The following is a 21,565-nucleotide window of genomic DNA, read 5'->3' as shown; positions in this document are numbered from 1 at the left end:
CGGTTCAGTCAACAAGAGGCATCCAGCGACGAATGCGTCGCTCGAGCCGTCCCGACAGGTAGTTGGACGCCAGCGTCACCGCGTAATACAGCGCCGCCGCCGTGAGGTAGAACAACAGGTAATGACGCGTCGAACCCGCGCCCTGCCTGGCGGTGTACAACAGCTCGTTAGTGCCGACCACGCTGATCAGGGCGCTGTCCTTGATCAGGTTGATCCACAGGTTGGCCATCCCCGCCATCGCATAGGGCGCCATGATCGGCAGCGTGACGCGGCGGAACAGGGCGAAACCGTGCAGGCCGAAGGCTTTCCCCGCTTCGATCTGGCCGAAGGGAATGGCCTGGATCGCCGCGCGGAAAATTTCCGAGGCGTAAGCGCCCTGCACCAGGCCCAGCACCACGATTGCCGCCAACGGGCCGCTGACGTTCACCGCGCCGTAACCCAGCGTTGCCATCAGTGCGTTGAGCAGCATGGAGCCGACGTAGTACAGCAACAGGATCAGTAGCAGCTCCGGAACCGCGCGGAACAAGGTGGTGTAACCACGCGCCAGTGCCGCAATCGGCCTTGGCCCGCCCAACTTGAGGCAGGCCACCACCAGGCCGATGGCCAGCCCGAGCACGAAGGCGCCGGCGGAGATCTGCAGGGTCATCCACAATCCCTTGAGCAGCGCCGTGCCCCATCCTTGCTCGCTGAAACCAATCAAATCGAACATTGCTGGCATTTCAGTCTCCAGTCATGGCCGTGACGACACCGCCGAACCCTGTGGGAGCGGGCTTGCCCGCGATGCTTTTCGGCGACCTCGAGGGCCCCATCGCGGGCAAGCCCGCTCCCACAGGGATGTGCGTTTCCCCGGGATTTAAGTTTCAGCCTTGGACTGTCAGAACGCCGGCTTCACACTGGTCCCGAAGTAGCTCTGGGACAGGTCGTCGTAGTCCTTGCTCGCCAGCAGTTCCTGGATGGCCTTGTCGAGTTTGGCCTTGAGCTCGGTGTCGTCCTTGCGCAGACCGGCGCCCACGCCCTTGCCGAAGATCGGGTCGTACGGCACGGCGCCGAGGTATTCCAGGTTGCTCTTGCTGGCATCCGGGGTCTTGACGAAGGCCGCCATGGCGGTGCCGTCGGCCATCATCAAGTCGAGACGACCGGCAATCAGGTCGGCGTTCACCGAGTCCTGGGTGTCGTAGTACTTAACGTCGGCGATTTTTTCGTAGTAGGTTTTCAAGTAGCTGGCGCTGACCGTGGAGTTCTGCACGCCGATGGTCTTGCCCTTGAGGTCGTCCGGGTATTTTTTGACCACAGCGTCCTTCGGCCCGACGATCGCCACCACGGAGTCGTAATAGGCCTTGCTGAAGGCGATCTGTTTTTCCCGTTCTTCGGTCACCGACATCGAGGAAAAGATCACGTCGATCTTCTTCGCCAGCAACGACGGGATAATCCCGTCCCACGCCACTTCCTTGATCTCGCACTCGGCTTTCATTTCGCTGCACAGCTTGTGGATCAGGTCCACTTCAAAGCCTTTCCATTCGCCGTTGGCCTGTTTCTCGGTGTACGGCGGATAGGGTTCGGCAGCGACCGCGAACCTGATGGGTTGTGCCTGCGCGGCGCTCATGCCAGCCAGCATTACTGCGGCCACGCCAGTCAACCAGTGTGCCAAACGTCGATTTCCCATGGTTTTTGCCCCGTCTTTTGTTGTTTTTAGCGAGTTTGATGAGCGTTGACGAATTGCCGGCAACGCTCGCTGCGTGGGTGTACGAACACTTCGTCGGGCGTACCGGTTTCCTCGATCAGCCCTTGATGCAAAAACGCGACTTTGGAAGAGACATCCCGGGCGAAGGCCATTTCGTGGGTCACCAGGATCATGGTCCGGCCTTCCTCGGCCAGGGAGCGGATTACCCGCAGCACTTCCCCGACCAGTTCCGGGTCGAGTGCCGAGGTGGGTTCATCGAACAGCATGACCTTGGGCCGCATGGCCAGGGCCCTGGCGATGGCCACCCGTTGTTGCTGTCCCCCGGAGAGAAACGCCGGGTACTCGTTGCGCTTGGCCGCCAGCCCCACGCGTTCAAGCAAGGCTTCGGCGCGCTCGGTCGCCTCCGCCCGGCTTTCACGCAGGACCTGGGTCGGCGCTTCGATGAGGTTTTCCAGCACCGTGCGATGGGGCCAGAGGTTGAAGTTCTGGAACACCATGCCCAGGCTGGAACGGATACGTACCAACTGTTTGGCGTCTGCCACCAGTGGCGCGCCGGGGCGGGTGTGGTTCAGGTGAATGCTTTCGCCGTCCACCAGGATGCGCCCCTGGTCCGGGACTTCGAGCATGTTGATGCAGCGCAGCAAGGTACTTTTGCCCGAGCCGCTGGCGCCGATCAGCGAGATCACCTCGCCCTCGCGTGCGGTCAGGGAAACGCCCTTGAGCACTTCGATGTTACCGAAGCGTTTGTGCAGGCGATCGACTTCGATCATGGTGCGCGCAGTGACCGGCTCGTTGACCGGCCCACTGGCCACGCGGCTGACCACGGGCTTGGGGGCTTGCACTTTCAGCGCCTGGACAAAATCGCGGATACGCTGGGAAGTCTTGGCCAACGCCAGGGTTTGGGCATGCGCGACCAGGGCGCAGTCAGCGACGATCCAGCCCATGCACCATCCGACCATCGGGTGCGCTGTCGACAGGCTACCGATCACCACACAACGCTCGACCATGCCCGGCGCTGCCGCAAGGCTCAGGTGCTGCAGCGTCAGCTCCTCATGGACCTCATCGACCACCACCCACAGGTCATGGGCGATGGCGAGTCCGGCGATCGTTTGCAAAGCTTCGTGATTGAGCATCCCGCCGTTCGGGCTCGACAGGAAAATCGCCCGGGTGCGCGGAGTAATCGCCTTGGCCAGCAGCGCTGCATCTATGGACGTCACCCTCACCAGCGTGGCGCCGCAAGCCTTGAGCGTCGCCTCGCAGGCCTGGTCTATCGGATCGAGGACAATCACCTCGTCCCCGGCGGCAAGCAGGCACATCGACGTGACGAACAAGGCGTCCTGCGCCCCGGCCAGCGTGATCACGTTCGCGGCTTTCAGCTCACGACCCAACAGCTTGCCATAGTGCTCGGCAATCGCTTCGCGCAAGGCCAGGCGATCGGCAAGTTCGCCGCCTTCAATAGCGGCATCGGTGATGAAATCGGGGGCGGGAAAATCCGGGTCGCAGGCACTGGGCGTGATTGAGTTTTGCTCAACAAAGGGTGAAAACCGCATGCCAGTGCCTCGTTCAATATGAAGAAACGCAAGCCCGCAACCAGCCGGGAAAGAAGGTGGAACGAACATAGTTCAAGCTGAACACTCGTTCAACAGAAAACTGTCGAAGGTTCGCGTTCAGCGTAAACGGGTCGTTTTTACGACAGTCGCGACGTTTTTACCGATTGATTGCCCAGGCCATGCAGAAGGCATCCCGCCGACTATGCTGCTGTGAGGTCCTTTGGCTGGAAAACACTTAATGCAATCAGGTACATCCACGCGGATGCGGCGCCAGCGGCTGCTGCTGATGGGCGTAGTGGTCCTCGGTGGTTGCGTACGGCTGGGGCCGGATTTCCAGCCACCGGGCCAAGACTGGGTCGATCACTGGAACACCCCGGCCCTTGAACAGGCCAGCCAGCGCCAGCAGTACCCGGACATCCGCCAGTGGTGGCAGATCTTCGCCGACCCGGTGCTCGACCGCTTGATCGCCGAATCGGATGCGCACAATTCCAGCCTGAAGATCGCCGGCTTGCGCGTGATGGAGGCCCGGGCGCAACTGGGCATCGCGCAAAGCGGGCGTTACCCGCAACTGCAACAAATCGCCGCTGACAGCGTCTACATCAACCGCCATCAATCCGGCGGCAACAACCCGGTGGACAGCCATTTCTGGCAACACAGCGCCGGGTTCGACGTGGGCTGGGAACTGGATTTCTGGGGACGCTTCAGCCGCGCCATCGAGGCCGCCGATGCCAGCTACTTCGCGGCCGAGGCCAACTATGACGACGTGCTGGTCCTGTTGCGGGCGCAGGTGGCCGACAGCTATTTTTTCCTGCGCACCACCGAGGCGCGTTTGCGTGTCGCCAACGAAAACGCCCGGCAACAGCACCGCAATTTCGAAATCACCGAAAGGCTGTTCAAGAGCGGCCAGACCGCCGAACTCGACCTGCAACAAGCCAAGACCCAATACCTGGGCACGTTGAGTACCCTCCCCGTGCTGGAGGACCAGCTTTATCGCACCCGCAATGCCTTGGCCGTGTTGATCGGCCAGCCACCCGGTGCGCTGCCACTGGTGGCAGACAACAGCGAGTTGATCCCGCTTGTCGATCGCGCCGTGTTGCAGGATGTCCCGGCCAACCTGCTGCTGCGCCGGCCCGATGTGCGGGCGGCCGAATTGAACGTTGCGGCACAATCGGCGCTGATCGGCGTCGCCGAAACCGATTTCTACCCGGCCCTGACGTTGCTGGGCAGCATCGTCTGGTCGACCGATACCTTGAGCGGAACCTCGCGCAGCCTCGACCTGATTGGCGGCCCCAGCCTGCGCTGGAACGTGTTCGACTACGGCCGCATCAGCAACAACGTGCGCGTGCAGGATGCGCGCTTGCAGCAGTTGATCGAGGCCTATCGCGATAAGGTGCGCCAGGCCGCGCGCGAGGCGGATGACGCCGCCAACGGCCTGACCCGCGCCCTGCAACGCGAACGCATCCTGCGCGAGGCGGAAAAGGCCGCGCAACGCTCGCTGGCCTTGGCCAACACGCTCTACCGCGAAGGTTACTCGGACTTCCAGCGGGTGCTGGACGCCCAGCGGGCGCTGCTCGAACTGCAGGACGGCTACCTGCTCAGTCGAGGCGATGCGGTGAGCAATGTGATTGCCCTGTACAAGGCGCTGGGCGGTGGCTGGTACAGCGCCCAGCCCAAGGTCGATCGCGCCACGCGCCAGCAGATGGAACAACGCACCGACTGGGGCGACCTGCTCGCCGAGCCCCCGGCTGATCGGCCCGCCTCCCCTTTGCCCAATCAGGTGAAAGACCATGACTGAAGCCGCGCCCTCCCCCCAGCCCGCGCCGCCTGCCGCCGACCCGACGAAAAAAGGCATCAAGTGGGTCTTGCTCCTGATCGTCCTGAGCCTGGCCTGGTACCTGCTGGCGGACCGCTTCACTCCTTATACCCAGCAGGCGCGAGTGGGTGCGTTTGTGATTCCGGTGGCGGCGGAAGTCGCCGGCCGGGTGATTCGCGTCAACGTGCGCAATAACCAGGATGTGAAGGCCGGCGAGGTGATCTTCGAGATCGACCCGCAGCCCTACCAGATCGCCGTGGACCGGGCGCGTGCCGACCTTGAATCCACCCGCCGGCAGATCGGCGCCAGCACCGCCGGCATCGCCTCGGCGCAAGCCAGTCTACGCGCAGCCCAGGCCAACGAACTCAAGGCACGGCAAGACAATCAGCGCCTCGAGGGCTTGTACCGTGAAGACCCCGGAACCATTTCCGTGCGCCTGCTGGAGGTGTCCCGCGCCAACCGCGAGGCGGCCGTCAGCCAGGTCGCCGCGGCCCGCGCCGAAGTGCAACGCGCCCGCGAGCAGGAAGGCGGCAGCGAGGAAGACAACGCCCTGTTGCGCAGTGCCGCCACCGCCCTGTCGAAGGCCGAACTGGACCTTTCCAACACCCAGGTTCGCGCCCGTTCAGCCGGCTTGATCACCGACCTGCGCACCGATGTCGGCCAGTTCGCCGCGGCCGGCAACCCGGTGATGACCCTGATTGCGATCCACGATGTCTGGATCAGCGCCGACATGACCGAGAACAACCTCGCGCTGGTCAAGCCCGAAACCCCGGTGTCCATTGCCCTCGATGCGCTGCCCGGCGAAGTATTCGAGGGCCGCGTGCGCAGCATCGGCTACGGCGTCAGCGTCGGCCAGCCGACCGCGCCCGGCAGCCTGCCCACGGTGCAGAACAGCCGTGACTGGCTGCGCCCGGCCCAGCGTTTTCCGGTGGTCATCGAGTTCTCCCCCGAGTCACTGACGCTGCTGAAGGACAACCGCGCCATCCGCTCCGGTGGCCAGGCCGAAGTCATGGCCTTCCCAGCCGAAGGCAACGTGCTCAACCCGTTGGGCCGCTTGTTCCTGTGGCTGATGAGCTGGCTGTCGTATGCCTACTGAGCGCTCGCCGAGGGTACAGCGCGCATTGCGCCTGGCCTGTGGCACGGCGCTGTGCCTGGCCGCGAGTTTCGGCCTGGCTATGCCGATCCCCTTCCTCGCGCCGGTGCTGGGGGCATTGCTGCTGGTCAGCCTCAATCGCCCGTTGCCGTTCAAGGCCACCCTGGTGCTGGCGCTGACCGCGATGCTGACCACCGGCATCGGCCTGTTGCTGATCCCGCTCCTGCGGTACTACGCCTTCAGCGGCGTGCTGTTGATCGGCCTCGGCCTGCTGATGGTGTTTCGCTTTGGCCAGCGCGGCGGCAACAACCTGGTGGTGACCTTCCTGGTGATCGGCCTGACCATGATCCCGGCGGCCGGGGTCGCCGACTTCGGCCTGGCGGCGATGGTCATCAAGGCGTTGACCAGCGGCCTGCTCCTGGCCGTGATGATCGGCTGGCTGAGTCACTGGCTATTCCCCGAACCGGACAACGCCCCAACACCCCCGCCCGCCCAGGCCATGTCGGTAGCAGACGTCGACCGCGTCGCGTTGCGCGCCACCCTGATCGTGATCCCGACCTTCCTGCTGGCCCTGATCGACCCCGCCAGCTACCTGCCCATCGTGCTCAAGGCCGTGAGCCTGGGACAGCAGAGTTCCAGCACCAACGCCCGCGACGCCGCCCGCGAGCTGATTGGCTCGACCTTGCTCGGCGGCCTGCTGGCAATCCTGTTCTGGAGCGCACTGACGGTCTTCGTGCACCTGTGGATGTTCTTCCTGTGGATGCTGCTGTTCGCCCTGATCCTGGCGCGCAAGCTCTACGGCCTGAGCCCGGGCCGTTTGAGTCCTGGCTTCTGGCTCAACAGCCTGATCACCCTGATCATCCTGTTGGGCCAGTCGGTGCAGGACAGCCTGGCCGGCAAGGACGTCTACACCGCCTTTGCGGTGCGTATGGGGCTGTTTATCGCGGTGACATTGTATGCGTGCCTGATGGTGTATTTGCTGAATCAGCGGGAGAAGACCAGCCTTAAACCGATTCCGTAGGAGCGAGCGGTGCGGCGTTCCGACTTGCCCGTGAAGGCGGTGTGTCAGCCTACATCAATGCTGACTGTGGCGACGCCTTCGCGGGCAAGCCTCGCTCCTACAAGTACGTGGGGGGTTCACGGATTAACCTGATACCCCTTCCCCTGCAAGCAACTGGTATACGCCGTCGAAGTGTTCGCTGCGTTGGTTTTCTCCTGCGCCCGGCGCTCCTGGCGCTGACGCGAACCGCCGACCACGGCACCCGCCGCCGCCGTTTCCTTGGCGCGGTTCTGCCGGTAATCCTGCTTGGTATCGTCATCGACACGATCATAGAACTCGTCATGCTGGCGGCCGCGTACCTGGGCCCCGGCCGCACCGGCTGCCGCGCCTACTGCGGCGCCTTTGAGCCGTCCGCCAGAGGGCGTAGTCGTGGTTGAGGTGCTACTGGCAGCGATGCTGTTGCATTCGTTGATATCCAGTTGAGTCTGTTGCGAAGTCTGGCCCTTCAGCGGTACTACCGTCTGGGCCCATCCCTGGACACTGCAAAATGACAGTGCGACGCACAGGCCGATGGGTGACAACCTTTTCATGATGATCTCCTGATGGGCGTGGTTCACCCTGAATCAGTGTAGTTCAGCCCTCCTCACCCAACTGCCCGGACTCGATCCCGAACTCACCCTTGTAGGAGCGAGGCTTGCCCGCGAAGGCGTCAGGTCAGCCAACATCGATGTTGGATATGCTGTCCTCATCGAGGGTAAGTCGGATCGTCGCACCGCCGCTCCCACAAGGTTTCTGGTGCACACAGCTTTTCGCCTATCAGTTCTGCTAGTTCCCGACTCCGACAATTCCGTTGATACTCAAGCCCTCCCAGACCTTGAATGCTCGGAGCGCCCAATGTCCAACCCGAAGCAACCCTGGCTCATCCGCTATAGCTACGACCCACTGGATCGACTAACCAGCCACGCTCGGTCAGACACCCCGGAACGTCATCGCTTTTACTGCAAAAACCGACTGGCCACCGAAATTCAGGGCGCAATCGGGCACTCCATCGTCCAGTACAGTGACTTTCTTCTGGCACAGCAACAGCGCGAACAAGATGTGCACGACACCACCTTACTGGCGACTGACTTGCAACGTTCGGTAGTGAACACACTCAAGAAAAACACCGAGCGACAAGCTATCGCCTACTCCCCATACGGGTTCCGCCTTGCCGAAAGCGGATTAACCAGCCTGTTGGGCTTCAACGGCGAACGACCGGATCCGGTGACGGGGCATTATTTGTTGGGCAATGGCTATCGGGCATTTAATTCAGCGTTGATGCGGTTTAATAGCCCAGACAGTTTGAGTCCGTTTGGGAAGGGTGGATTTAATTCGTATGCGTATTGCAACGGTGATCCGGTTAACTTCAGCGATCCTACCGGACATATCCCAAAAATTATCCGAAATTTTTTACAGCGCGCCGCCAACAAAAAAATCAACAAAGAAATTGATGATTTAATTTCAAAATTTAATGATCACCGCCGCACTTACAAAGAAGCAATCTACAACAAAAAAATCCAAGAGCAAATCGAATTAGTTAAAGAAAGACACCCGGAAATATTTCAAATTAAGAATCCAGACCCACTCGAAAGCTTCGTACGTTGGAGGGCCGAACGCATTAAAGTATTCGACCCAAGTCGTGACGTAATAAATCCAAATATCATTCGAAACGTGTTTCTTGAAGAGCTAAAGCAAAAAAACCTAATATCTAGTAATCTTTTCATGAACAAACTTCATGAGCGCATCCTTCATACTACTAAACGCCTAGCGTACGAAAAAAACCCATCACCTATATTTAAACATGCCAAAGAAACCATTTCCAAATTAGTAAAGATCGCAGACCAGAAAGACAGTTCCGCCATTCCATTCAATGAAGTTATTAAAAATGCCAGGGAAAAGATTCGAAGCTCTTAATCTTACACTACGGTTTCAACCAATCCCCGAGCACGGAAAACCGACAATGCGACGCACAGGCCGATGGGTGACAACCTTTTCATGATGATCTCCTGATGGCCGTGATTCACCCTCAAAGAGTGTAGTTCAGCCCTCCTCACCCACCTCCATGACTAGACGGTTATCCACCCAGCGCACCGGCACAGGTTCCAGCCTCGCGCCCTTGCACGGCCCGTCGATACAGTGCCCGTCTTCAAAACGAAACATCGCGCTGTGATGCGCGCACATCAGCACCTGGCCGCGATAGGTGCAGAATTCCTGCGGGCGATAGTCCAGCGGTACGGAAAAATGCGGGCAGCGGTTGATGTACACCCACACCTCCTCGCCCTGGCGCACCGCAACGAGGCCGGCGGGATGCAGGTGCTGGTGCTGCGGCAGGCCGAGGGCGCCGCCGTCGGCGATGTCCTGGCGGTGACACAAGGTGATGAGGGGCATGGTCAGCCCCGCAACTCAGGATTGCCGAGGCTCCATTGCCAGGGGCGAATCTGGATGCTGGCAAACAGCCCGGCCCGGACATAAGGATCGTCCTGGACGAAGGCTTCCACCTCACCCAGGCTGCCGGCTTCGATCACCAGCAGCGTGCCATTCATCGCGGCGCCGGCATCATCGAGGGTCGGGCCTCCCAGGCGCACGACCACCCGGTGCGCATCGGTCGCCCGCAAATGCGCCTGGTGACTGGGCCGCAAGCGCTGGCGCAAGGCCAGGCGATCCGGGTGGTCGGTGGCGAATACCGCGAAAAACTGGCCCATGATTCACCCGGCCTCCATGACGAATTCGTAACAGGCCCGCTTGAACGGCAATGGCATGGCCAGCCGTGCGGACAGGTCATCGTGACTGGTGCGATCTTCATAGATCACCTGCAACGACTGTTTGACCCCGAACACCGCATCGGACGCCAGGTACGGATCATCGTGATTGAACAGATGGGTCACCAGTTTGCGATATCCCGACGCCTCGATCATGAAATGCAGGTGCGCCGGCCGCCACGGATGCCGGTTGGCGGCGTTGAGCATGCGCCCCACCGGGCCATCGGTCGGAATCGGGTAACACACCGGGACAATCGTGCGGATCGCAAAGCAACCATCGGCGTCGGTGCGATAACGACCGCGCAGGTTGCCGAACGGCTGTTCGCTGTCCTGGCCCGAGTACATGCCGTTTTCGGCCGTCTGCCAGACGTCCAGCACCGCACCGGCCAAGGCATTGCCCTGGGTATCGACCACCCGCCCGCGCACCAGCGCCGTCTCGCCCGGGGTGAAGGCCATGTTCTCGCCAAACGCGCGCTCGGGCATGCCTTCGATGTAGAACGGCCCGAACACCGTGGTCTCGGTGGCGGTGGCGCTGAGGCGATGATTGATCGCGTCGACCAGCATCGACACGCCGAGGGTGTCCGACAGCAGGATGAATTCCTGGCGCACCTGGCCGTCGCACTTGTGGCCGGTTGCTGTGAGGAAACCAATGCCCTCGAACCACTCCTGTTCGGTCAGTTCGACGTCGCTGACAAACGCGTGAAGATGCCGGACCAGGCTTTGCATGATCTGTTTGTAACGCGCATCGGGCGCATCGGCGAAGCTGTTCACGGCCTGCTCGCAGATCAGGTTTTCCGTAGTTTTATCGTGATCGGTCATTGTTTTTATTCCGACAGTGCTGAGTGCACGTTGAGTCAGGCTGGCGCCTGGCCGAGCATGGCGCGGGTCAGCAGCGCTTCGATCGGGCCTTGTTCGAACGGCCGTGGATTGTAATAGGGGCTGGCACAGGCGATTTGAGCCGCTTCGGCCGGGCCGTTTGGCGGCAGGCCGATGTCGGCCAGTGCCAATGGAATACCCAGTTTCTGGTTGAGTGCATACAACAAACCACCCACCTCGCTGGCCTCGCGACCACCCAACGCGCGCGCGGCACGTCGCAACGGCTCGGCGGCGGCCTCACGGTTGTAATGCGCGGCATGGGGCAGGACGATGGCGTGGGCCTGGGCGTGGGGCAAATTGAACGTGCCGCCCAGGGTGTGGCAGAGCTTGTGGTGCAAGGCCATGCCCACCGAGCCCAGGCAAATACCCGCCAGCCACGCGCCATACAACGCCTGGCTGCGAGCATCGGAATCACTCGGGTCATTGACCACCCCCGGCAATGCCTGTGCCAGCGCGCGAATCGATTCCTCGGCCATGAAGCCAATGATCGGGTTGGCGTCCTCGGCGTACAGCGCTTCCACCGAGTGGGCCATGGCGTTCATGCCCGAACAGGCGGAGATCTGCGCCGGTAACGTGAGGGTCAATTGCGGATCGTAGATCACGGTTTTCGGCAGCACCCGAGGGTCGCGTCCGGTTTTCTTCAGGCGGTTTTCGGTCAAGCCGTAGATCGGCGTCATCTCCGAGCCGGCGTAGGTGGTCGGCACCGCCACTATCGGCAGCCCCGAATCCATGGCAATCGCCTTGCCCAGGCCAATGGTCGAACCGCCGCCGATGGCCACGCAGCAATCGGCATCCAGGCGGGCCGCCTCAATGCGCGCCGCTTGTGCCACTTCCAGCGGCACGTGCATCACCGCGTGCGGGTACACACCCGCAGCCCGATCACCGAGCAACGCCGCGACGCGTTCACCGAGACCGTGCTGTTCCGGCGTGGTGAGGATCAGCGCCCGACGTGCGCCCAGGCGCTCGATCTCTGCGGCCAGTGCCGAAAGCTTGCCCCAGCCGAACACCACGCGGGTCGGCAGGCTTTGGTAAACGAAAGGGTTCATGGCCAGCCTCAGCGCTTGAAGTGTGGGGGGATTTTCGCGTCGACGTTGACCCACACCGAGCGGGCTTCGGTGTAGTCGTGGATCGCTTCAAAGCCCATTTCCCGGCCGTAACCAGACTGCCCTACGCCGCCAAACGGGCTGCCGGGGCTGACGCGCTTGTAGCAGTTGATCCAGCACATACCGGCATGAATGGCATCGGCCATTTTGTGCGCACGGCTGAGGTTCTGCGTCCACAGGCCGCTGCCCAGCCCGTACTCGGTGCTGTTGGCGATGGCCAGCGCTTCTTCGTCGGTGCTGAAACGTACGACCGTGACGAAGGGACCGAAGACTTCTTCCTGGCAGACACGGTCACCCGGCTTGGCCTCGACCACGGTGGGTTCGACATAGAACCCCTTGGCCAGAGCCTGGTCGTCCGGCGCCTTGCCACCGGCGAGGATCTTGCCGCCCTGCTCGATGGCGATATCGATGTAGGCCAGCACCCGATCGCGGTGCAGTGCCGAGGTCAGCGGCCCCATTTCGGTTTCGGGGTCCATCGGGTCACCGAGGCGGATCGACTTGGCCAGGGCGACGAAGCGCTCCAGGAACGCATCAGCGATGTCTTTGTGCAGGATCAGCCGCGAACCGGCGATGCAGGCCTGGCCCTGGTTATGGAAGATCGCCCAGGCAGCGCCGTTGACCGCCGCATCCAGGTTGGCGTCGTCAAAGACAATGTTCGCACCCTTGCCGCCGAGCTCCAGCTGAATGCGCTTGAGGTTGCCCTGCGACGCTTCAACAATCCGTCGACCGGTGGCGGTTGAGCCGGTAAAGGCAATCTTGCCGACGTCCAGGTGTTCGGCCAGTGCCTGGCCCGCGGTATGGCCGTAACCCGGCACTACGTTGACCACGCCTTTCGGAAAACCGACTTCGGTCATCAGCTCGACAATGCGCAAGGTCGACAGCGGGGTGATTTCCGAGGGTTTGATGACGATGGTGTTGCCCGCCGCCAGCGCCGGGCCCATCTTCCAGCTGGTGAACATCAGCGGAAAGTTCCAGGGCACGATTTGCCCGACCACGCCGATCGGCTTGCGCTGCACGTAATTGAGGAAACCGGCTTCCACCGGAATCACCGCGCCTTCGATTTTGTCGGCCATGCCGCCGAAGTAGCGGAAGCATGCGGCGGTGCGCGGCACATCGAGGCCACGGGAATCGCGGATCGGGTGCCCGGTGTTCAGTGATTCCAGCTGCGCCAGTTCTTCGCTGCATTCTTCGATTTTGTCCGCCAACTTGAGCAACAGGCGTCCGCGCTCGGCAGCGGCAAGGGCCGACCAGGCTGGAAACGCACGCTTGGCGGCGGCCACCGCGAGGTCGATGTCGGCGGCTTCGGCGGCGGCGATGCGGGTGATCAACGAGCCGTCGTGGGGCGACACCACGTCGATGGTCCCGCCGGCGACCGCATCGACGAAGCGGCCATCGATATAGAGCTGATTCTGCATAATGGTTTCCTCGCACCGCGTCTGTGGCGCAGTGTCTGACTGGATGGCTGAGAGCGTGGCCCGGCGAGGTGCCGGGCAAGACACTTGGTCTTAGAACTCGATCGGATACGGCTTGAGTTCGCCGCTTTCATAGCGTTGCGGCAGGTTCGGCGTGGCGTTTTCCCAGACCAGCAGCATCGAGCGCTTGGTCGAATAGCCCTGGTGGCGTATGTCGGCCGGCATGGCGCAGATGTCGCCGGCGCGCATGGTGATGCGCGCGCGCGGGTTGCCGTCGTCCTTGTCGCCGACATCCCAGATGATCTCGTCCGATAACTGCAGGAACCATTCGATCCGGTCATTGCCATGGAACACCGGCAGGATGAACTCTTCGGTGGTCGGGCAGAACAGGCTGGCCTTGCACACCGAGGTCACCGAGGGGTTCCAGGTCACGTCGGAGCGCGACAGGTACTTGTGCAGGTTGAAGGCATGCAACTGGCCTTCGAAACCTTCCGCAGCGTGAATTTCCGGCTCGTCCTGCGGCACATCGATGAACTGGCGGTTGACCGGCAGATCGTTGCGCAGCGGCGAATCATCCGGCAGGCCGGGCATGCGTTTGGTGGCGATGCGAAAGCGTTCGATGGCTTCGATGTTGTTGCCGTTCTTGCGACCGAATGCGCTGCCGGTTTCTTCCGGTGCGGCGAACGGGTCGAAGGTGGCGTTGGTCCAGTCGCGCAGGATCGCCTTGAAGGTGGCCATGATCAGCGGCGTTTCGAAGTTTTCGGTGTAGTTGACCCCTGCCGCCTTGAGCGTGCCATTGAAGGTGCCGGCGTACAGGTCGACTTTGCCGTAGTAATTGCGGGTGCCGATGACGTGGTCGAAGTTGACCCAACCGTAGAAAAAGCCCCAGGCCACGTCGCGCATCAAGGCGCGCAGAAAGGCATCGGCCGGGATCAAGTGCGAACGGGTCTGGCCTTTGGCAGGCCAGGTGACGCGGGCGAAATACTCGTCGCGCGACAGCTCGAACGCGCCGAGTTTGAAGGCGCGATAACCGGTGACGGGATGGGCGGCGCTGGCCTGGACGTCTTCATCGGCGAACAGTGGCGTTTGGGCTGCGGTTTCAAGCATGGCCATGGCGGAATTCCTCTTGTTGTTGTGGGCGGGGGGCGCTGGGCAGATCACTTCAAGCAGATGTCGGCCCACTTCTCGACCGAAAGCGGGCCTTTGATCGTCTGCTGCAGGATCACGCCCGGGCGACTGGCTTCGAAGCGATACGCGGTGCCGACCGGCAGCAGGCATTGGTGACCGCGCTTGAGCAGGACGTAACCCATTGGTTTGCCCGCCGGCACTTCGCCTGCCAGTTGCGTGCCCTCGCCTTCTTTCAATGGCGCATCGAGCTTGAGGAAATCCACCCGCACTTCACCGTCCATGACGATGGCGAATTCGTCGTGCGCGGCCGTGTACCAGGGCGACTGGCCCTCGGCGCGCAGGGTTTCAATGACGTAGCCGAGGTTAAGGCCGACGACGACCTTTTCATAAGGAAGGGATTTTTCCGCCACCTCGAAAACGTTGGAAAACGCGTAGTGACTGGCCTGGCCGCTGATGATTTCAACCGAGCCCTTGGTGTACTTGTCCAGCGAGCCGAAGACCGTTTCGATTGCCGCGCTACTCATGGGTTTTCACCGTTTTGTTGTTGTAGTAACAGTGAGCCAACAGTACGTCGCGCCTGGGCCTGGGACAATTAGGGGTCCAGCGACAACAGTGTTTGCGAAACGCAAACACTGCACCTGCAACCGTGATCTGCTGTAGGAGCAAAGCTTGCTCGCGATGACGGCGGTACATTCAACATTCATTTCGACTGACTCACCTTCATCGCGAGCAAGCTTTGCTCCTACAGGGGGGGCGTTGCTTAGCGAACCCAGCCGCGCTCCAGCAAAGGTTTATCCCAGCACGGCTCATCGCCGAAATTCTCCACCAGGAAGTCGATCAACGTACGGACTTTCAAGGCCCGGCGCTGGGTCGCGGGGTACACTGCGGAGAAATTGAAGGAAGACAACGCGTACTCGGGCAGCACCGGAATCAACCGCCCGCTGAGCAGATCGTCACTGGCCACCAGCGTCGGCAGGCAGACAATACAGACGCCGGTCTGCGCGTAATCACGCAACAGGTGCACCGAGTTCGAGCGCACCTGCCCCGGCAGGCTCAGCTCCACCTGCTCGTCTTCACGGTTGAACAGCCATCGATTGCGCGACGGATAGCCCTCGTACAGGGCGATCTTGTGCTGCAGCAGTTCCTGGGGATGGGTCGGCACGCCGAACTCGCTGGCGTAATCGGGGGACATGCAGAACAGCCGGCGAACGCTGAACAGTTTGCGTTCGATCAGGGTTTCCGCCATCGGCGGGAACATCTGGAACGCCACGTCAAAACCTTCTTCAATCGGGTCCACCACCCGGTCGTTGACGATGACGTCCACTTCAATGTCCGGGTACAGCCGCGTGAACTCGGCCAGCATGCGGCCGAAGTGCCCGATGGCAAACCCGGGCAGCATCTGCACCCGCAGTTTGCCGGTAGGCTTGGCGCGCAGTTCGCGCATGTGTTCGGTCAATGAGTTGAAACTCGCGACCATGTCCGCGCATTCCTTGTAGTACGTCTCCCCGACCTCGGAGAGCCGCACATGGCGCGTGCTGCGGTGGAACAGCGGCGCGTTGATGAACTGCTCCAGCTGCTGGATGCGATGGGTGATGACCGAGCGGGTCACGCCCAGTTGCTGGGCCGCCCTGGCGAAGTTGCCGGTTTCGGCAACCCGCACAAAGGCTTCGACACTGAGTAAACGATCCATGGGGCAGGTTCTCTGGATGAATAGCAGCCCTGTAGGGGCGAGCTTGCTCCGGGCAGCGTTCCGACGATGGACGTCAACGATAACGCAACCTGCCTGAATGATCGCGTTGTCCGGGCGTTTTTCGCGAGCAGGCTCGCTCCTACAGATACCGGACGGCAAGTCATGGCCGGGGTTGCACTGACAACCGCCGCTGCATGGGAAAAACCTGCCAGCCCAGCCGCCCACTGATCAGGCCCCACACCCCTTGCGGCGCCTTGAGCATCATCACCACCGCGACCACACCCAGAATGATCATGTACACGGCACCGTACTGGGCCAGGCATCCGCGTAAGACAAAATAGATCAACGTGCCGATCAATGGCCCCTCCAGGGTGCCGATGCCGCCGATGATGACGATGAAAATCACCACCGCCGTCCAGTCCTGCAGGTTGAACGCCGCGTCCGGGGAGATCCTCAGCTTTTGCAGGAAGATCAGCGCCCCGACCACCCCGGTGCAACCGGCCGCCAACACGTACACCATCAGCTTGGTCCGGAAGGTATTGACGCCCAGGCTGCCGGACGCCGGTTCGGAATCGCGGATCGACGCCAGCGCCAGGCCCTGGCGTGAACGCAGCAGGAAGAACACCAGCGCCACCGCACCGATGGCAATGGCCAGTGCGGTGAAGTAGATCAGCATCTCGCGCCCGTCACGGTCATTGCCGATCTGCCGTACGATCGCCGCCGGCAGGCTTTGCCCGGAACCGCCGCCCAGGCTGCTCATCTGTGCCAGTCCCAGGCGAAAGACCTCGGCCACCACCCAGGTGCCGATCGCAAAGTAGGCGCCGCGCAGCCGGAACACGATCAGTGCGGTGGGAATCGCCAACAACGCGACGAGCACGCCCGAAAGCAACACGGCGAACAAGGGCGGCACCCCCAGTTGCGTCGACAGCATGAACAATAGGTACCCACCCAAGCCGACAAACGCCTGCTGCCCGACCGAAACCATGCCGGCGTAACCCGCCAACAGGTTCCACATTTGCGCCAGGGCCAGGTAATAGGCGAACTCCACCACCAGCCGCAGGCTGGCACGATCGGCCCACCATGGCGCGCTGATCAGCACCAGCACGCAAAGGCCGAGCAATGACAGGCCGACCCGGCTGCTGGTGGTTGTGCGCTGTACGCGGTAAGCCAGCGCAGGATTATTCAAGGCATTCATCAGTCGACACTCCGGGGAAACAGGCCACGCGGGCGCACGACCAGGATCAGCAGAAACACAAGGTGACCGGCGAGGATTTGCCAGCCAGGATCGATTTTCGCGCCCAGCGCCTGGGCGATGCCGAGAATCACCCCGCCCGCCAGGGTGCCCCACAGGCTGCCCAGGCCGCCGATGATCACTGCTTCAAAGCCGTACAACAGACGCGCCGGCCCCACCGTGGGATCGAAACTGGTGCGAATCGCCAGGAACACCCCGGCGATCGACACCACCGCCATCGCCAGCGCCATGGCCAGGCCAAAGATATGGGAGTTGTTCACGCCCATCAGCCGTGCCGTCTGCTGGTCATCGGAGGTAGCGCGGAACGCACGGCCCAACGCGGTTTTATAGAACAGCAATTGCAGGCCGCCGATGATCAGCAGTGCACTGGCGAACACCATCAGCGGCATGATCCCCACGCTGAGGCTACCGAAGCCGACACTTGCGACTTCCAGATCGCCCTGGGACAACTTCTGGCTGTCGGCGCTGAAAAACTGCAGCAGGACGTTCTGCACGATGATCGACAGACCGAAGGTCACCAGCAGCGGCGGCAAAATGTCCTGGCCGAGTGTGCGGTTGAGCAAGCCGCGTTGCAGCAGGTAGCCAAGACAGAACATTACCGGCACGACGATCACCAGGCTTGCCAGCGGGCTGAAACCCAGGTGGTTGACCACCATCAGCGCCAGGTACGACGCCAGCACGATGAAGTCGCCATGGGCGATATTGACCAGGCGCATGATGCCGAACATCAGTGACAGTCCTACCGCGAACATTGCGTAGAGTCCACCGAGCAACATGCCCTGCACAAGCGTATTGAGCCATTCCATCACTAAACCCCAAAGTACGCGGCTTTGATTTGCGCCTTGTCGACGTCCCCGGGCCGGCCGGTCAGGGACACACGCCCTTCCTGCAAGCAATAGAAACGGTCGCAGACACTCAGCGCCTGATTGATGTCCTGTTCGACGAGAATCACCGTGGTGCCGTCAGCCTTGATCGAGGGCAGCGCGGCGTAGATGTCCTTGATCGTGGTCGGCGCCAGCCCCAGGCTGATCTCGTCACACAGCAGCAAGTGCGGGTTGGCCATCAGGCCCCGGCCAATCGCAACCATCTGCTGCTGACCGCCGGACAGCGCGGTGCCGGGACGCTTGCGCAGCTTTTCCAGAACCGGAAACAGTTGATAGATACGGGCTAGCGTCCAGGGGCCCGGGCGTTTGCTATAGCCGCCGATCTGTAGGTTTTCCTCGACGGTCAGCGACGGGAACAGCTTTCGCCCTTCCGGCACCAGGGCGATGCCGCGCGCTATCACCTGGTTGGCCGCCAGGTCGCCGATGGGCTGGCCCCTGAAGGTGATGGCATTCGCCTGGTTCTTGATCTGCCCCGCCAGCGAGCGCAGGAAGGTCGATTTGCCGGCACCGTTGGAGCCGATGATCGCCACGGTTTCGCCTTCATCCAGCGTGAGGCTGATGTCGAACAGCGCTTGAAAGTCGCCATAGCCGGCGCAGAGTCGGTCAATGGACAGCAGGGGTGTTTGGGTCGTCATGTCTCAGCTCCCGATGCCCATGTAGATTTCCTGGACGCGTGGGTCGGCCATGACGCTGCGCGGCTCGCCTTCGGCCAGCTTGGCGCCGAAGTTGATCACCGTCAGGCGGCTGACCACCGCCAGCAAGGCATGGACGATGTGTTCGATCCAGATGATGGCGACGCCGGCCTTGTGGATGCCCTGGATGGTTTCCACCAGTGCCAGGCATTCCGGTTCGGTCAGGCCACCGGCGATTTCATCGAGCAACAGCAAGCGTGGCCGGGTCGACAAGGCACGGGCCATTTCCAGTCGCTTGCGGTCGAGCAGCGTCAGCGAGCCGGCCAGCACGTTGGCCTTGCGCATCAGCCCCGTCAGTTCCAAGGTCTGCGCGCACCATTGGCTGGCCTCCTTGTCACGCAACCGCGCGCCGAAGGTGGCGCCCACCAGCAGATTCTCGAACACGGTCATTTTCACGAACGGGTGCGGGATCTGGTGGGAACGGCCGATGCCTTGCTGGCATCGCTTGAACACCGGCTCGCGGGTGACGTTGCGACCTTCAAAATGAATGCTGCCGCTGTCCGCCGCCACGCCACCGGCGATCAGGTTGAACAGCGTGCTTTTACCCGCGCCGTTAGGGCCGATGATGCCCAGGGCCTCGCCGGGTTGCAGGCTCAGGCTCATGGCATCGGTGACCTTCACCGAGCCATAGCTTTTGTGCACATCGTTCAGTTGTAGAAGTGGCTGTTGCATGGAGCACCTGCTTGCGTGAGCGCGATCAATACGTAATGGCCTGCATCTCGCCGCCCAGCGGGATCGCCGGCGCGGTGGCATTGCTGGTCACGATCAAGTCGTATTTGTTGTCTTGGCCCAGGCGCCATTGGCCACTGACCAGCGGCGTCTTGGCGACGTTCTTCACCGGCCCGCCGTTCCAGTTGATCGGCCCGACGACGGTGTTGAGGTTGGTCTTGAGCAAGGCGTCACGTACGGCCTTCGGGTTGCCGATCTCTTCGGTGCGCTGGAGGATGTCCACCGCCAGTTCGAACAGGGCGTGCACAAAGCCCAGCGGTTGCGTCCACTGTTTGCCGGTGGCCTGGGTGAAGCCCTGGGCGAGCTGCCCCGCACTGGCGCCGGTCAACGACGAACTGAACGGATGCGTGGGGCTCCACCAGATTTCGGTCGACAGGTTGTTGCCGGCCTTGCCCAGCGCTTCGACCGCCGTGGGAAACAGCAATGCCTTGCCTACCGACACCGCTTTGGGCTTGAAGCCCTGCTGACGGGCCTGGGTCCAGAACGTGGTCAGGTCCGGGGGGATGACGACGCCTGTGACAATCTCGACCTCGGCCTTTTTGAACGCGGCGATCTGCGCGGAGAAATCATCGGTCAGGCTCTGGAAGCGACCGGGATCAACCAGTTGGAAACCCTTCTGCGCCAGCACCGGTGGAAACCCGAGTTTCGAATCGCCCCAGGCATTGCCGTCGCCATCGTTGGGGAACAGCCCACCGATCACTTTGTCGGTCTGCATGGCGCCCCACATCAAGGTGTAGGTGCCGATCACATCTTCCAGGCCCCAGAAAAAGTGGTAGGTCCACTCAAAGCCCTGATCGGGCTTGCCGCCACGGGTAAAGAACCAGGGCTGCCATGGCGCCACCGTGGAAATGCACGGGATTTCGTTGATTTCGCATTGGTCGGACACCGGGTTGGTGGTTTCCGGTGTGGACGACACCAGCATCAGGTCGACCTGGTCCGACAGGATCAACTCGCTCGCCACCTCCGCCGCGCGGTTGGGGTTGGACTGGCTGTCCTTGACGATGACTTCCAGGCGGTACGGCTTGCCGGCCACCGTCAGGGTGTTCTTCAGGGTTTGCTTGAGCGATTCGATGATGTAGTTGTCGGCGGCGGCAAATGGCGCCAGTGGCCCGGTCTGCGGGCTGACGTAGCCGAGCTTGATCACCCGTTCACTGCCCACGGCAAAGTTGAATGGCAGGCTGGCCAGGGCGATCCCGCCGGCGGCGATACCGCTGCCACGCAGGAAATCACGACGTGAAACGTCGCGGCCAAACAGGTTTTTATCGTTGTTGTCTGTCATGAAAATTGCTCCAGTGCGGCGACGGGCCGGTAAAGTCCGGACGAACAAGGTCGCAACGTGTGGGCAGCGCCATCACGTCGGGTCAGCGAAAGCGTCGGGTTAGAAGAAGAAACTGACGTCGAAGGACGCAACCACCTGCGAGTCCTTTTGCCCGTCGGCGTAGGCATCGCGACCGGGGCCGGAATGGATGTCGTAGCGCAACTCCGGACGCAGGCGCACGTTGGGCGTCGGGGTCCAGGCCAGGTTGGTGGTGACGCCGTAGAAACTGCCCCAGGTCGGGTCGGGAATCCCGGTGTTCGGGTCGATGTTGGCCATCATCACGTGTACGGGCGCATCGGTGTAGAACCACTCGGCGCGGCTGTTCCACATCAGGTTTTCGCTGAGTTTGTGATACCAGTTCACATCGGTGCCGTACCAGGTGGCATCGCCTTTATTGGCGAAACCGGCGAAAGCGCCCTGCTCCTGCGTGCCATAGTTCAGCTCCAGTGCCACGCGGTTGTTTGGGTCGAGCACCTGGGACAAGGTCAGGTAAGAGGCCAGGCGCTTGTAGTCGTCATCCTTGGTGCCGGCCGGTATCGGCGAGCA

The 21,565-nt window shown here is 61.8% G+C and carries 22 protein-coding genes; 4 read left to right on the top strand and 18 right to left on the bottom strand.

The genetic code is table 11. The features are described from left to right. Window positions 1-4 precede the first annotated feature (4 nt). The 3 genes from PMI35_RS02760 to PMI35_RS35695 all read right to left on the bottom strand — a co-directional run bounded on the left by PMI35_RS02760 (window position 5) and on the right by PMI35_RS35695 (window position 3,231). Window positions 5-718 carry an ABC transporter permease gene (locus PMI35_RS02760; RefSeq protein ID WP_008065675.1) on the bottom strand — a complete coding sequence of 238 codons (714 nt, stop codon included), beginning with the start codon at window positions 716-718 and terminating at the stop codon, window positions 5-7. A 156-nt stretch (window positions 719-874) separates the two neighbouring features. After that, complete coding sequence (locus PMI35_RS02765) at window positions 875-1,663, bottom strand: transporter substrate-binding domain-containing protein (protein WP_008065666.1); 789 nt, start codon at window positions 1,661-1,663, stop codon at window positions 875-877. 26 nt (window positions 1,664-1,689) lie between these two features. Beyond that, entirely contained in the window at window positions 1,690-3,231 is a 1,542-nt protein-coding gene (locus PMI35_RS35695) for an aminotransferase class I/II-fold pyridoxal phosphate-dependent enzyme (RefSeq protein WP_008065660.1), read from the bottom strand. Between the two features lie 238 nt (window positions 3,232-3,469). On the opposite strand from PMI35_RS35695, the gene PMI35_RS02770 reads away from it, so the two are divergent. The 3 genes from PMI35_RS02770 to PMI35_RS02780 are packed head-to-tail and all read left to right on the top strand — an operon-like array spanning window position 3,470 to window position 7,158. Beyond that, window positions 3,470-5,026 carry an efflux transporter outer membrane subunit gene (locus PMI35_RS02770; protein WP_008065659.1) on the top strand — a complete coding sequence of 519 codons (1,557 nt, stop codon included), beginning with the start codon at window positions 3,470-3,472 and terminating at the stop codon, window positions 5,024-5,026. Continuing rightward, on the top strand, window positions 5,019-6,140 hold the full coding sequence (locus PMI35_RS02775; RefSeq protein ID WP_008065658.1) for an HlyD family secretion protein: 1,122 nt from the start codon (window positions 5,019-5,021) through the stop codon (window positions 6,138-6,140). Before PMI35_RS02770 ends, PMI35_RS02775 begins: the two co-directional genes overlap by 8 nt. Continuing rightward, window positions 6,130-7,158, top strand: coding sequence for a DUF2955 domain-containing protein (locus PMI35_RS02780; protein ID WP_032832131.1), 1,029 nt, complete (start codon window positions 6,130-6,132; stop codon window positions 7,156-7,158). The genes PMI35_RS02775 and PMI35_RS02780 overlap by 11 nt, the downstream gene beginning before the upstream one ends. 116 nt (window positions 7,159-7,274) lie before the next feature. Here the strand turns inward: PMI35_RS02780 and PMI35_RS02785 are convergent, their stop codons facing one another. Further along, window positions 7,275-7,727 carry a YMGG-like glycine zipper-containing protein gene (locus tag PMI35_RS02785; RefSeq protein WP_008065655.1) on the bottom strand — a complete coding sequence of 151 codons (453 nt, stop codon included), beginning with the start codon at window positions 7,725-7,727 and terminating at the stop codon, window positions 7,275-7,277. A gap of 304 nt (window positions 7,728-8,031) precedes the next feature. Here PMI35_RS02785 and PMI35_RS0133135 point away from each other — a divergent pair, with 304 nt between their 5' ends. After that, a complete protein-coding gene (locus tag PMI35_RS0133135; protein ID WP_008065654.1) occupies window positions 8,032-9,090 on the top strand; it encodes an RHS repeat-associated core domain-containing protein in 1,059 nt (352 codons plus the stop codon). Between the two features lie 126 nt (window positions 9,091-9,216). Here PMI35_RS0133135 and PMI35_RS02790 read toward each other — a convergent pair whose 3' ends face one another. The 14 genes from PMI35_RS02790 to PMI35_RS02855 all read right to left on the bottom strand — a co-directional run. Further along, window positions 9,217-9,564, bottom strand: a complete 348-nt coding sequence (locus PMI35_RS02790) for a Rieske (2Fe-2S) protein (protein ID WP_008065653.1) — start codon at window positions 9,562-9,564, stop codon at window positions 9,217-9,219. A gap of 2 nt (window positions 9,565-9,566) precedes the next feature. Further along, a complete protein-coding gene (locus PMI35_RS02795) occupies window positions 9,567-9,878 on the bottom strand; it encodes a YciI family protein (RefSeq protein ID WP_008065652.1) in 312 nt (103 codons plus the stop codon). A gap of 3 nt (window positions 9,879-9,881) precedes the next feature. Further along, entirely contained in the window at window positions 9,882-10,754 is an 873-nt protein-coding gene (locus PMI35_RS02800; RefSeq protein ID WP_008065651.1) for a dioxygenase family protein, read from the bottom strand. 35 nt (window positions 10,755-10,789) lie between these two features. Then, entirely contained in the window at window positions 10,790-11,857 is a 1,068-nt protein-coding gene (locus PMI35_RS02805; protein WP_008065650.1) for a maleylacetate reductase, read from the bottom strand. 8 nt (window positions 11,858-11,865) lie between these two features. Next, window positions 11,866-13,329, bottom strand: coding sequence for an aldehyde dehydrogenase family protein (locus tag PMI35_RS02810; RefSeq protein WP_008065648.1), 1,464 nt, complete (start codon window positions 13,327-13,329; stop codon window positions 11,866-11,868). 90 nt (window positions 13,330-13,419) lie between these two features. Continuing rightward, complete coding sequence (locus tag PMI35_RS02815; RefSeq protein WP_008065647.1) at window positions 13,420-14,439, bottom strand: hypothetical protein; 1,020 nt, start codon at window positions 14,437-14,439, stop codon at window positions 13,420-13,422. A 44-nt stretch (window positions 14,440-14,483) separates the two neighbouring features. Continuing rightward, window positions 14,484-14,978 (bottom strand): hypothetical protein, encoded by a 495-nt coding sequence (locus PMI35_RS02820; RefSeq protein WP_008065644.1) that lies wholly within the window; start codon window positions 14,976-14,978, stop codon window positions 14,484-14,486. Between the two features lie 236 nt (window positions 14,979-15,214). Beyond that, window positions 15,215-16,144, bottom strand: a complete 930-nt coding sequence (locus PMI35_RS02825; protein ID WP_008065642.1) for a LysR family transcriptional regulator — start codon at window positions 16,142-16,144, stop codon at window positions 15,215-15,217. A 160-nt stretch (window positions 16,145-16,304) separates the two neighbouring features. Next, window positions 16,305-17,339 carry a branched-chain amino acid ABC transporter permease gene (locus PMI35_RS02830; protein ID WP_008065641.1) on the bottom strand — a complete coding sequence of 345 codons (1,035 nt, stop codon included), beginning with the start codon at window positions 17,337-17,339 and terminating at the stop codon, window positions 16,305-16,307. Further along, window positions 17,339-18,202 carry a branched-chain amino acid ABC transporter permease gene (locus tag PMI35_RS02835; protein ID WP_008065640.1) on the bottom strand — a complete coding sequence of 288 codons (864 nt, stop codon included), beginning with the start codon at window positions 18,200-18,202 and terminating at the stop codon, window positions 17,339-17,341. The genes PMI35_RS02830 and PMI35_RS02835 overlap by 1 nt, the downstream gene beginning before the upstream one ends. 2 nt (window positions 18,203-18,204) lie before the next feature. Continuing rightward, window positions 18,205-18,897 carry an ATP-binding cassette domain-containing protein gene (locus PMI35_RS02840; protein ID WP_081504871.1) on the bottom strand — a complete coding sequence of 231 codons (693 nt, stop codon included), beginning with the start codon at window positions 18,895-18,897 and terminating at the stop codon, window positions 18,205-18,207. Between the two features lie 21 nt (window positions 18,898-18,918). Beyond that, on the bottom strand, window positions 18,919-19,644 hold the full coding sequence (locus tag PMI35_RS02845; RefSeq protein WP_008065638.1) for an ABC transporter ATP-binding protein: 726 nt from the start codon (window positions 19,642-19,644) through the stop codon (window positions 18,919-18,921). 25 nt (window positions 19,645-19,669) lie between these two features. Then, complete coding sequence (locus tag PMI35_RS02850; protein WP_008065637.1) at window positions 19,670-20,980, bottom strand: ABC transporter substrate-binding protein; 1,311 nt, start codon at window positions 20,978-20,980, stop codon at window positions 19,670-19,672. Window positions 20,981-21,079: 99 nt separating this feature from the next. Continuing rightward, a partial coding sequence (locus tag PMI35_RS02855) for an outer membrane beta-barrel protein (RefSeq protein ID WP_008065636.1) occupies window positions 21,080-21,565 on the bottom strand: 486 nt, incomplete at its 5' end.

Source organism: Pseudomonas sp. GM78 (genome assembly GCF_000282475.1).
GTDB lineage: Bacteria > Pseudomonadota > Gammaproteobacteria > Pseudomonadales > Pseudomonadaceae > Aquipseudomonas.
This window is presented reverse-complemented; position numbering and strand designations above follow the sequence as displayed.